Origin of the sequence: Flavobacterium daemonense (assembly GCF_007341385.1) — a bacterium.
In the GTDB taxonomy this organism is placed as follows: Bacteria; Bacteroidota; Bacteroidia; order Flavobacteriales; family Flavobacteriaceae; genus Flavobacterium; species Flavobacterium daemonense.
On sequence record NZ_VJYD01000011.1, the window covers coordinates 64,576 to 77,344 of the forward strand.

12 protein-coding genes are annotated in these 12,769 nt (G+C 34.7%); 4 read left to right on the forward strand and 8 right to left on the reverse strand.

Annotated elements, in window-relative coordinates; all coding sequences use genetic code 11:
• Nucleotide 1: 1 nt before the first annotated feature.
• From FND99_RS14460 to FND99_RS14495, 8 genes are all read right to left on the reverse strand, one after another.
• Nucleotides 2–1,621, reverse strand: coding sequence for a UxaA family hydrolase (locus FND99_RS14460; protein WP_246074220.1), 1,620 nt, complete (start codon nt 1,619–1,621; stop codon nt 2–4).
• A 53-nt stretch (nt 1,622–1,674) separates the two neighbouring features.
• Nucleotides 1,675–2,964 carry an L-fucose:H+ symporter permease gene (fucP, locus tag FND99_RS14465; RefSeq protein WP_144338655.1) on the reverse strand — a complete coding sequence of 430 codons (1,290 nt, stop codon included), beginning with the start codon at nt 2,962–2,964 and terminating at the stop codon, nt 1,675–1,677.
• Nucleotides 2,965–3,070: 106 nt separating this feature from the next.
• Entirely contained in the window at nt 3,071–3,850 is a 780-nt protein-coding gene (locus FND99_RS14470) for an L-fucose dehydrogenase (protein WP_144338656.1), read from the reverse strand.
• 53 nt (nt 3,851–3,903) lie between these two features.
• Nucleotides 3,904–4,734 (reverse strand): amidohydrolase family protein, encoded by an 831-nt coding sequence (locus FND99_RS14475; RefSeq protein WP_144338657.1) that lies wholly within the window; start codon nt 4,732–4,734, stop codon nt 3,904–3,906.
• On the reverse strand, nt 4,721–5,068 hold the full coding sequence (locus FND99_RS14480; protein ID WP_144338658.1) for an L-rhamnose mutarotase: 348 nt from the start codon (nt 5,066–5,068) through the stop codon (nt 4,721–4,723). Before FND99_RS14480 ends, FND99_RS14475 begins: the two co-directional genes overlap by 14 nt.
• A 365-nt stretch (nt 5,069–5,433) precedes the next feature.
• Nucleotides 5,434–6,309 carry an AraC family transcriptional regulator gene (locus FND99_RS14485; protein WP_144338659.1) on the reverse strand — a complete coding sequence of 292 codons (876 nt, stop codon included), beginning with the start codon at nt 6,307–6,309 and terminating at the stop codon, nt 5,434–5,436.
• 277 nt (nt 6,310–6,586) lie between these two features.
• Complete coding sequence (locus FND99_RS14490) at nt 6,587–7,642, reverse strand: hypothetical protein (protein ID WP_144338660.1); 1,056 nt, start codon at nt 7,640–7,642, stop codon at nt 6,587–6,589.
• Nucleotides 7,643–8,209: 567 nt separating this feature from the next.
• Nucleotides 8,210–9,634, reverse strand: coding sequence for an aminotransferase-like domain-containing protein (locus tag FND99_RS14495; protein ID WP_144338661.1), 1,425 nt, complete (start codon nt 9,632–9,634; stop codon nt 8,210–8,212).
• Between the two features lie 173 nt (nt 9,635–9,807).
• On the opposite strand from FND99_RS14495, the gene FND99_RS14500 reads away from it, so the two are divergent.
• The 4 genes from FND99_RS14500 (at nt 9,808) to FND99_RS14515 (ending at nt 12,501) form a co-directional block, all read left to right on the forward strand.
• Entirely contained in the window at nt 9,808–10,605 is a 798-nt protein-coding gene (locus FND99_RS14500; protein WP_162615559.1) for a Rid family detoxifying hydrolase, read from the forward strand.
• 26 nt (nt 10,606–10,631) lie between these two features.
• Nucleotides 10,632–11,105 (forward strand): GNAT family N-acetyltransferase, encoded by a 474-nt coding sequence (locus tag FND99_RS14505; RefSeq protein ID WP_144338663.1) that lies wholly within the window; start codon nt 10,632–10,634, stop codon nt 11,103–11,105.
• Between the two features lie 230 nt (nt 11,106–11,335).
• A complete protein-coding gene (locus tag FND99_RS14510; protein WP_144338664.1) occupies nt 11,336–11,626 on the forward strand; it encodes a transposase in 291 nt (96 codons plus the stop codon).
• On the forward strand, nt 11,623–12,501 hold the full coding sequence (locus tag FND99_RS14515; RefSeq protein WP_144338665.1) for an IS3 family transposase: 879 nt from the start codon (nt 11,623–11,625) through the stop codon (nt 12,499–12,501). Before FND99_RS14510 ends, FND99_RS14515 begins: the two co-directional genes overlap by 4 nt.
• Nucleotides 12,502–12,769: the final 268 nt, after the last annotated feature.

A 12,769-nucleotide genomic window follows, 5' to 3' on the forward strand; every position in this document is an offset into this window, starting at 1 on the left:
TTTAAAGAGAAACGCCGCGCTTCCACGGAATAAAATCATCTTGATTTAATAATACTGCTTTTGGAATAATTTCTCCGCTTGCCGCCTTGATGCAATATTCCAAAATATCTTCACCCATTTCTTCAATGGTTTTTTCTCCGCTGATTATTGGACCACAATCAATATCAATAATATCACGCATCTTTTTTGCCAGAACAGAATTTGTAGCAACTTTGATTACAGGACAAACCGGATTTCCTGTTGGAGTTCCTAATCCTGTAGTAAACAGTATTAACGTAGCTCCAGATGCCGCCTTTCCAGTTGTTGCTTCCACATCATTTCCTGGAGTACAAACCAAACTCAGTCCTGCTTTTGTTGCAGGTTCTGTATAATCCAAGACATCAACTACTGGAGCTGTCCCTCCCTTTTTGGCGGCACCAGCGCTTTTTATAGCATCTGTAATTAATCCGTCCTTGATGTTTCCCGGCGACGGATTCATATGAAAACCTGAGCCGACTTTATGTGCCAAAGCATCATAAGACTGCATTAAATCAATGAATTTTTTTGCCGATTCTTCTGTTGTACAACGGTCGATAAGATTTTGCTCTGCACCGCATAATTCAGGGAACTCAGCTAATAAAACTTTAGCACCCAAAGCAACTAATAAATCTGATGTATAACCAACAGCCGGATTTGCTGAAACGCCGCTAAAACCATCGCTTCCGCCACATTTTACTCCGATGCAAAGTTCACTCAACGGGGCATCAGTTCTTTCAAATTGATTGATTTCTATCAATCCTTCAAAGGTTTTTTTAATGGCATTAGCGACTAATACTTCTTCACTTTCAGTTTGCTGTTGTTCAAAAATAAACAGCGGTTTGTCAAAAGATGGATTTTGATTTTTAACATCATTTACAAAATCCTGAACCTGTAAATGCTGACAGCCTAAACTCAGCAAGGTAATACCCGCCACATTGGGATGATTTGCATAAGAAGCCAATAAAGCACTTAAAGTTGCCGCATCTTGGCGCGTGCCTCCACAACCCCCTTGATGATTTAGAAATTTAATGCCATCAACATTTTTAAAAATGCGATTGGCAGTATTATTTGGCGTAAGCTGCATATCCACAGCTTCAATATTTTCTCCATTTTGATAAGCTTCCAACAATTGATGGGTAAACTGTGTGTATTTATCACTCACCGAATAACCCAATTCATTGTGCAAGGCTTCTTTGATTACATCCAAATTTCGGTTTTCACAAAAAACAGTTGGTACAAATAACCAATAGTTCGCTGTTCCAACACGGCCGTCTTTTCTTTTATACCCTTTGAAAGTTCTGTTTTTATACTTAGAAACATTTGGTGCCTGCCATGAAAAATCGACATCACGATATCCATAAGGTTCAGCAGCGTGTTTTAGATTTTCAGTTGTCATCAGACTTCCTTTTGCAACATCACATTGCACTTTTCCAACTAAAACACCGTACATGATAATCTCAGCTCCAGCTTTCAAATCGGCTGTATAAAATTTGTGTTTTGCTTTAATAGTGTCTTGAAGGATATAAGCCTCGTTTTCAAAAATTATGCTTTCTCCTTTTGCCAAATCTGTTAAAGCCACCAGAACATTGTCTTCTGGATGCATTTTTATCAGCTGCCTTTTTACTTTATTTTCTAACATTATATATAAAATAGAATTTATCCTTTAATTGTTTTGTGCCCGTTGATTGCGAACAACAGTATTACCGAAAAACAAGTCAGCGGCACTACATATCCATTTTGGATATTTCCAGTCATATCAGAAATGAATCCTAAAACCGGAGGAAGCAAAGCGCCGCCAACAATTGACATAACGATTAGTGAAGATCCAATTTTAGTATTATGCCCGAGTCCTTCAATTCCCATCGAGAAAATAGTAGGAAACATGATGCTCATAAAAAAAGCAATAAATATCAAGGTATAGACCACCACCATTCCGGTTCCCATTATTGCAACTATCGATAAGAAAATGGCAATGATAGAATAAATGATCAATAATTTCCTTGGCTGTATAAATTGCATGAAGAATGTACCTGCAAAACGTCCTAACATAAAAGTCAAACCAAAAAACCCTAAATATTTAGCAGCTGTATCTTCATCCAGACCTGCTGAAGTTGTTGCCATTTTAATAAAGAAACTAGCCACACAGACTTGAGCTCCTACATAAAAAAACTGTGCTAAAATTCCCCAACGCAAGCGTATCGACTTTAATGCTCCAACAAAACTAGCTCCATCTGCTCCCTCTTTGTCCTCATCTTTTACATCAGGCATATTGGTAAAATAAAAAACTACAGCTACTGACAAAATAATCAGTCCTAAAATAAGGTAAGGCATTTTTACGCTTGCTGCCTCTTCTAAAATATGGGCATGAAGTGCAGCGGGTGCCATTGCATCGATTTCGGCTTTAGTCAGGTTTTTTCCGGATAAAATAATCGGCCCTATATAAGCCGGAGCAATAAAAGCAGCCAATCCATTAAAAGATTGAGAAAAATTCAATCTTTTTGTTGCCGTTTCAGATGGTCCCAGTATCGTCACGTATGGATTGGCTGCGGTTTCCAAAAATGTAAGCCCGCAGGCTATGATAAACAAAGCTCCTAAAAAATAAACATATTGTAGCGAGTTGGCAGCCGGCACAAACAAAATTGAGCCAATACCAAACAAAATCAATCCCGTCATTATCCCCGATTTATAACCGTATTTTCTCATAATATATCCTGCAGGCAAAGCCATTACAAAATACGCTATGAAGACTGAAGAGTCAATCAGAGAAGACTCTAAATCGGTAAGATTAAATGCTTTCCTTAAATGCGGGATAAGTATCGGATCCAAATTATGTACAAATCCCCAGAAAAAAAACAGACTTGTTACCAGAACAAAAGGAAATAGCCATTTTTTATTTTCTTTAGAATCTACAGTTCTTTTAACATCTATTTGAGTTACTAATGCCATGCGTTTTTTATTAAATTCATGCGTTTTTCGAAATATAAAAGTAGATTAACAGAGGTATATTAATTGATTCAATATTGTCCTTGTTTAATCAGTAATTATCTTTTTTTTACAGTGAACGATCTAAATGAGTGTAACCACCATCTACGTATATCAACTGTCCGGTAGTATGGCTCGATCTTTCGGATAATAAAAACACCACCATGTTTGCAATTTCCTCAGAAGTTGTCATTCTGTTTTCTAACGGAATTTTAGCCGTGATTTTCTTTAATTTTTTTTTGGGATTTTCTAGAGTCTGAATCCATTTATCGTACAATGGCGTGTAGCATTCTGCCACGATAACTGCATTTACCCGAATTCCGTATTTGAGCAGTTCAACAGCCCATTCTCGGGTTAGGGCATTTCTCCCGCCATTTGACGCCGCATACGCTGATGTATTTCCCTGACCGGTATCGGCCGTTTTTGAACCTATGTTTACGATAGATCCTTTTGTTTTTTTCAATTCCGGCAAAGCATATTGTGCCATCAAATAATAATGAACCAAATTTTTATGGATAGAAGCTATAAATTTTTCATAGTCGCCGCTTTCTAAACCTACATTATCATTTACACCAGCATTGTTAATTAATCCGTCAATGCGGCCGCATAATTTGATAACTTCATCCACAGCACTCTTGCAAGCCTGAGGATTGGTCAGTTCAGCTACAACCGATAAGGCTCTTCCGCCTTCAGCTTCAATTTCTTTGACAGCGATTTGGTTGTCAGCATCAGCTCTTCCTATAATTACAGGAACCGCTCCTTCGGAAGCCAAGGCTTTACAGATTCCAAGCCCTATTCCTTTTGCTCCTCCAGTTACAATTATTATTTTTTCAGTAAGATTAAAATTCATTTAGTCATTATTTTGGTTGGATAGTTTTTTATGTAAAATGATTCAGATAAAATTTAGTCTAAACCATAAAAGTTAATAGCATTTTTGCCCCAGAATTTATCTTGATCTTCTTTACTGAATCTCGAAAAATAATCCTCTGCAATATCACATGACTGCGCATAAGATGATGCAAGCAGACTTACTGGCCAGTCACTGCCAAACATCAGACGATCAAATCCGAATGCCTTTGTTACTACGATCAAGTAATAGATAAAATCCAATTTTTTCCAGTTTTTCCAATCGGCCTGTGTTGCTAAACCAGAAACCTTGCACATTACATTAGGCAATTCTGCAATAGCTTTAATTCCGTTTTCCCAAACTTTGAAATCTTTATTTTTGAAATCTGGTTTTGCCAAATGGTCAATAACAAATTTTTGCTCAGGAAATTTAGACACCAATTTTATTGCATTTTTGAGATGTTCAGGAAAAATTAAAATATCATATGTAAAATTGTATTTAGCTAATTTTGAAATACCATTTTGAAATATTTTAGACAGCATAAAATCAGGATCCTCTTCAGCCTGAATAATATGTCTGAAACCTTTTAGTTTTTCATATTGACTGAAATATTTTAAACGCTCGTCAATATTTTCGGCACGCAAATCGATCCATCCTACTACTCCTTTGATAAAATCATTTTCTTTTGCCAAATCCAGCAAAAAATGAGTTTCTTCCTCGCTTTGATCGGCCTGAACGGCCACACAGCCGTCAAACTGATGCTCTATCAATAAAGGCTCTAGATCAGAAGGAAGGAAGTCTTTTTTGATAATCCTCATTTCTTCATTGATCCATGAATCTTTTACAGGATGATACTTCCAAAAGTGCTGGTGACTATCTATTTTCATGTAAATCAAATATTTTCTCCATCATCATCCATTTTTCTCCTTCTTTAGCGCCAGGCAATGCTTTTTGATATTTCCACATGAGCGCTTCCCATTTCTGTACTATAGCATTAGTGGCATCCATTTCTCCTTTTCTTTCAAAACTAAATGTTTCATTAGCCTCGATAATCATAAACATCCTATTGCCAACACAATAAATTTCAAGATTTTCTATTCCTGAACTGGTAATGCTTTCTGTTATTTCAGGCCAAATCTTTTCGTGGTATTTTTTGTACTCGGCTATTAATTCTGGGTCTTCATTTAAATCTAATGCAAGACAATATTTTTGAGTTATCATATTATTTTATCTAAATTTTAAGGTTCAAAACCGAAATCATTAATTGAGAATTGAATTTTTTTTTTATCCAATTTAAAAACAAGGAAGATCAACTATAACGTTTTCAATTTTTGAACAAAACATTTTTATACTATTTCTAAAAAATAAAATTATTGCATTATTGTGTTTAATATTACCTCAAAATTATCATTAATTAATCTTTTATTATCTTAAAAATTAATTTCATAAAAAAACAAGAAATTACTACATTTTCAAACATAATTAAGCAAATACACAATAATAATAGCAGTAAACCCTGAAAAATAAAATTTCAATTAGAATTATTTATCAGGTAAAACATTAAACAAAAAAAGTAACCAAACAACTTAGAGATCCTCTACTAAAGCTTTTTTTCGGTATTCTTTAGGAGTTGTTCCAATTAATTTCCTGAACAGCTTATTGAAGTTTGAAGCCGTTTTGTATCCGCATTCATAGGCGATCTCAGAAATCCCTAAATCAGTTTCAATCAAAAACTTGCATGCATTTGACACCCTGATTTCGTTGAGATATTCTACAAATGGTTTTTTGGTCTTTGTTTTAAACATCCTGCAAAAAGAAGTAGGCGTAAGATTGGCGATTTTCGCAATTTCATCAAGAGATATGTCCTTGCTGTAATTTAATTTCACATATTGAAAAACATCAGCAAGCCTGTCATTTTTATTATCATCACAGGCAGAAATATATGCGTCGCCATTGATACATTTCAGGTCTTTGCTTTTTGATAAGAGAAACAAAATTTCAGTAAGTCCGATAATTACTTCAAAGCCTTTCTTTTTCAATAATTTTTTCATTTTTTCAGCAATCACTTTATTTGTTTGTCCTGTGATTACAACACCTTTCATTGCTAGCAAAAGGAACTTTTTGACCTCCTGAGCTTCGGGCAATTCATAAAAAGAATTTCCAAAAAGATCTCTGCTGAAATAAATTACAATGGCCTTCGCTTTTAGGCTATTATTTCCTTTATAAAAAACTTCGTCATTAAGCCAAACATGCGGAATATTATCTCCTAAAAAAACCATATCACCAGATTCGAATGATTCTACAGAGTTTCCAATAATTCGTTTCCCATGGCTTTCTAAAATATAAACCAATTCAAATTCAGGATGTGAATGAAATGGCGACTGAAAAAAAGGCTCTTCGCGAGAAAACACAGAAAGCGAACTATTAGTATAAGAAGTAATATTTGTTTTAACAATTTTCATTTAAGGATGACGATGGTAATTAATACTTATAATAAGGATAAAATTGAATTAATTCTTAAAGGCTGGATTTACATATTTTTCGTAAAAATCAAAAATAACAAAAAAAGCCCACCTCAAAGCGAAATCGATATATTTAACAAAATGCAACATAAATAATCTTATTTAATTTGTTAAAATATTGTATTTACCAGCAATTTAAAGAATCATTTTTGCAAACTCTGAATTTTCAAAATTATCTATATTTTTATTGATAAAAGCTGACTTAATTTGACGAGATTTATTGAAAGTCCGCAGGCTTATAATAGTTTTGCAGAGTGACTATAAATAATCCACCACTAAAAAATTCTTTATTAATCCTTGTCATTACAGGACTGATCCCTGTACTGACATTATTTATTGTTTTTGGATAAGTCATATTAGAGTCATGATTGAAGCCTACACAGTGACCTATTTCATGCACTGTAATATCTCCTTCATCCGTTGATATATATCCATTCAAAATATAATCGGCATAGCCCAAAGTAGTTCCTCCTCCCAAACCAGATACATTAGTGCACTTTCCACAGTAAAAACGAGAATGGGTAAGAATATCGTTATACACTTTTTCCTTTTCAGCCAATGTTAAAGCGGTTGTTCCATCATTTCCGATAATTTGTTCTTTTAAAAAAGCCTGCTTGAATTTATCCGACACAAAAACAATCCCCATATTAAGCATAAGTCCTGAAAAACGGCGAATATCTTTGGCTTTTATGGGTTCCCAATTATTGTTTGGATCATTATTAGGATCATAATCATAATAACTTATTGTCCATTTTAGTGCTTGGAGTTTTTTAAGCTTAAGTATAATTTCGCTGTCTCCTGTAAAATCAAAAGAAATTTTACCCGGATCAACCCCAGTTGTTTTATATTGAGATAAATCAATTTCCTTATTATCTGAACTTAAGAAAAGATCTGTTCCGTCTACAAAAGGATATTTCATTGATTGCGTCGCATGTGCCCTGATCTTTTTTATTTTGAAGAGCTGTACTTGCCCTTTTCCTTCGATGGTAGCCAATATGGTAGCATTTTCAATGTCGAAAGGAGCAAAATTAGAAACCTCAATATTTTTTGTATCAACGGTTTTCACACGAATAATCTGTGCAATGTTGTAAGCCCTAGAATCTGAAGTCATTACTGCTACTGCTTCATTATCCTGAAACATTAATGACGAATTCTGGTCGGTATCAAAAGAAACAATTTTTGGACTTACTTTTTCTTTATCGCCGTCTTCATTACAAGCAACAAAAAATCCAAAAACAATAAGCAATGCGAAACCTTTTTTAATCATATTCATATTGTTTTAATAGATTTAGGGTTAATATTTTGGCAGAAAAAAACTTTCTAGGCTCAGTTAGAATTTTCCTTAATGAATTTACAAACTTTTATCGCTCAAAAAACATAAATCGTTTTAGTAAAAAGAGCGATTTCAAATTTATTCTTATTAAAGACAGCAAAGGGGGATTATCTTCCCTTTTTGGGTTAAAATCCTCCTTTTTTTCTATGTTCTGAATTTTAGCCATTTTACAAATTTTGGAAGTTTTACTTTCTTTCTTTCTTCAACTACTATAATCGCTTTTCATTTATCAATTTGAAATTATCGATTCTTTTCAAGATGGAAATGCCGTGTTTTACGATTAATTATGTTTAAAAAATGTCTGGTAATGATATAGTTCCCTTCATAGCATATTAGCAACTGGATTAAAAGGGCAAAACATTAAAGGTAGTAATGGTGACTGGAGTTGCCTCCGATTTGCCACAAAATGCTAAGGTCGGTTTGATTCAAGAGGCACAATGATTTGTTTAATCGAATTTATGCAAAAGAGTTGCAGTTATATTAATCCTTAATATTTCCACTTCAAGTTTATTTATCCCCATTTTGGCAAAATAGCTCACCTAGCTTCTTCAATGCTTTTTCGGTTTTTGATTGCCATATATTGCAGTAATTCAGCCTTAAATAATTATCATATTCGTTTTTTGCAGAAAATAGCTCGCCTGGAGCATAACTTATTCCCTTTTCTATGGCATAATCATATAATAATAAAGGTTTTATAGGAACGGGCAATTCGATCCACAATACAATTCCGTCATTTGGACGGCTGATTTTTGTTCCATTCGGGAAGTGTTTTTCAATTAATTCTGTGGTACGAAGCAAATTTTTATTCAGTTCTAATCGATATCTCTGCAAATGACGGTCATAAGTACCCGAACTCAATAATTGCTGCACTACTCGTTGATTAAAATTGGATGTTGAGCCATTATGCATCCATTTGACTCTAGACACTTCGGCTAAGAAACGCCCGGGAGCACACCAGCCTATTCGAAATCCCGGAACCAAAGTTTTGGTAAAAGAACTGCAATACATTACCCAGCCGTTTTTATCATACGTTTTGATTGCGTCAGGTCTGCTTCCGTTGAAAAAAATGTCTCCATAAAGATCATCTTCAATAATTGGAATATTTCTGCTGTTTGCAAAATCTGCAAGCTGTTTTTTTACTTCTGTACTTATGGAGGCAGCATCGGGATTGTTGAAATTGCTGACAAATAAACAAGCTTTTATTTGAAGCCTTTGTGCTATGTTTTCAACATCAGCAAACTTAATTCCAGTTTCAGGGTCAGAAGGAATTGTTGCAAGTTTCAAATCAAGACATTCAAGAATCTGGAGGATTCCATAATAACACGGGTCTTGGACAAGTACTGTATCACCGGGTTGGGTTACAGCTTTCAGGCAGCATAACAAGGCTTCTTTTGCGCCATTTGTTATGATTAATTCATCTGCATGCAGACTGCCATCCCATAAAAAGGACCGCTTTGAGATTTCTTCACGAAGTTCTTTGTTTCCATTTCGCTGTTCCAAAGTAAGATAAGTTCCAGAAATATCTCTTGATACATTTTGAATTGCACGTTTGATTCCGTTAAAAGGCAATAAGCGATGGTCTGGTATCGCATTGGCAAAAGACACAAAATCTGACCTGTTCTCCTCTTTGTGTATCTTCTGTAAAAGTTCATCGATACGTACCTCGCTCTCTGAAAAAGAAGCTGGCAATGATCTAGGTACCGGAAGTTTTTTGACTGATTGATGCCTAACAAAATAACCGGATCTTTCTCTTGAATCGATCACTCCTTTATCAATCAGAAAATTAAAACTTTGAAGAATCGTACCAATACTAGCATTATTTTCCTTTTGCAAATGACGCAGAGACGGCAGTTTATCTCCAGATTTATAAATACCCTCCTCAATCATGGAAGCGATTTTATTTGCAAGATTTATGTAAACAGGTTCTTTCATTAGACAAAGATAGCAATCTGTTACAGTAAAATATTCAAAATCTGTATCTGTTTTGGCATTAGTTAATTTTAGAAGTTTGCTGTCTAATTATTAAATAAAATCAAATGAGACAATTAAACATTATTACTATTTTTTTCATGTTATCAATATCTATTAATGCACAAAATAAAACTATGAGTAGTACACAACAATCAGAAAAAACAGTTAGGGATTTTTTAGAAATTGTTCGCTCAGGAAAAGATCCTGAAAGAGCCGCAGAATTTATGTCCGAATCTGTAAAAGCCAACCAAGTTAATTCTGAACATCAAGAAGTAATTATGAGAACACCCGCGAACTACGCGGAACATGTAAAAGATTTTATGAAAATGTATGGGAATTACAAGCTTGAAGTCACCGAGTTGATAGCCAATGGCGATAAGGTGTATGCACGATGGGAGCAGTTGGGAAAACAAATGGCCGACATTGACGGCTTTAAAGCAACAGGGCTTCCGGTAACTGTAATCAATCATGCCACTTTCAGGATATCAAAAGGAAAAATCGTAGAATATTGGATCGCTACTGATAGAAAAGGTACGGAATTGCAGTTGCAGGCAAACCAAAAATTGAGTGAACCGCAGAAGCCTAAAAGTTCTCCTTATTCAGATGCCGTAGCGTCAGGTGACAATCTTTATATATCAGGACAACTGGGTTTGAATCGTACAACGGGGAAATTTAATGATGGAGGTTTTGAATCTGAAGCAAAACAGGCGATGGATAATATTGGCCTTATCCTAAACAAAAATGGACTTACGTTTAATAATCTGGTCAGTGTAACAATTTATCTTACTGATATGGAAAATTATAATGCTACAAATACGATTTATTCTACGTATTTTCAAAGTAATTTCCCTGCAAGAGTCTGTATTGCAGTTAAAGAATTGCCACGTAAGGGAAATATAGAAATTGCCGCTGTTGCAAATTTTAAAAAATAAAAGTTTGAGTATATTAAATTTAAAAAATGATTAGGCTCGTAAAATTTGAAAAAGAAATGCATGAACAATTAATTTCGTGGGTAGAAAGCGAAGAAGATTTAATGCTTTTTGCAGGTTCAAAATTTACTTTTCCTTTAACCTCAGAGCAATTGAAAACTTCTTTAACAAACGAACAACGTTTTGCTTTTCAGGTAATTGATACAGATACTAATTTACCAATTGGTCATTGTGAAATTTATTTAACAGATGAGACCGTTGTATTAGGAAGGATTTTAATTGGAGACAAATCACATCGTGGCAAAGGTTTTGGAAAAGCAATTATAATAGCACTTTTAGAGTATATCAAATTGAATATTGATCGCCTAAAAATCGAGTTGAATGTTTTTGATTTTAATTATAATGCAATAAAATGCTACGAGAAAGTCGGTTTTAGATTAAATCCAGACAAGAAATCTGAGATATCCTTCAAAAATAAAATTTGGATTTTGTTAAATAATTAGTTATTAGTTGGGGCTTTGAGCTGATACCTTTTTTGCACCTAAAAATTACGATTGCAACCTGCAGAAATCAATCATCATAAATTTTGACATGAATTTGAACCGCTTTTGGAGTTGCTACCTTTTTCGCGACTAAAAGCTTAGGCAGTATTGATCAGAAAGTGTAAAAAACGGATATAGTACTTAGAATTTCTTATTGAAAGCTAATTTTATGATTGCTAATTATTATAGGCATGAAAAATACTAGGAGAACCTTTACTATAGGCTTTAAGATTCTGGCCGCATCTATGAGCATCCACTGCGGAAGAGTCAGTGACGTGGCAAAAGAGCTTAACATTAGTAAAAACACCCTGCAACACTGGAAAAGACTTTATCAGGACGGCAGATTTAACATTAAAAAAACCTCAGCTGAAGTATCCCATATAAATGAATTAGTGAAACTGCGGAAACGGATCAAAGAGCTGGAAATTGAAAGGGACATACTAAAAAAGGCTCAAAATATCTTCTCCAGGATCGACGGGTGAAATATGAATTCATCAGAGAAAATGCAGAAATTTTTCCCATTGAGAAGATGTGCCGGATATTTCAGATCCACAAAAGTAGTTTCTTCCGCTGGCGCAAAAGAACACCCACCGCAAGGTCACAACGAAAAGCCCTCATCATAAGCGAAATTATAAGAATTTACCATTGGAGCCAATGTCGATACGGAAGCCCGAGAATTGCTAAAGAATTAGATTCTATCGGGATAAAAGTTTCCAGAAAATTTGTCGGACAGATGATGAAGGAAAACCATCTGAGAAGCATTGCAAAATCGAAATACAAAAGGACTACTAACTCATCCCTCAATAGCAAGGTCGTCGAAAACAGATTGGAACAGATTTTTAAAGCAGGTAGAAAAAATGAAGTCTGGGTTTCTGATATAACCTACATCGAAACAAAGGAAGGCTGGCTGTATCTCACTGTGGTGATAGACATTTTTGACCGTAAAGTGATCGGCTGGTCCATCAGCGAGACAATGAGGGCAAAAGATACAAGCATCGCTTCTTTGACAAAAGCTCTTCTAAATCGTCCCCTGCAGAATAATCAGGAATTGCTCTTTCACTCAGACCGCGGGATACAATACACCTGCCGTGAGTTTACCGCTTTATTAGCAAATACAAGACAGATTACCCAAAGTATGAGCAGGAAGGGAAACTGCTATGATAATGCAGTAGCAGAAAGTTTTTTCAAGACATTAAAGGTAGAATTGGTATACCAGAATAAATATAAAACCAAAGAGAAAGCAGAAAAATCCATTACTGATTATATACAGAACTTTTACAACACCTGCAGAAGACATTCTGCTCTTGGAAACTTAACAATTGAGGAATATCAAAATCAGCAGACAACTACAGAATAGACAAAAATCGTTTAGTCAGTTCACTTTCCCGTTTTAGTTTTGCGGAAAAATCATGTCATAGTTATTAATATAGAGGCAAAATAACAGAAAATTAAACTCCGATAGCTAGGGTTCGAATCTGTATTAGATCCTCTATACATTCGTTCTAATTCACTCCGTTCTTACTTTACATACTCGATTATTACGAATTAAAAACAACCAATTCGACCACAAGTATTGAATACTATATGATGGATTTGAGGTACAAATACAATACAACATTACTACA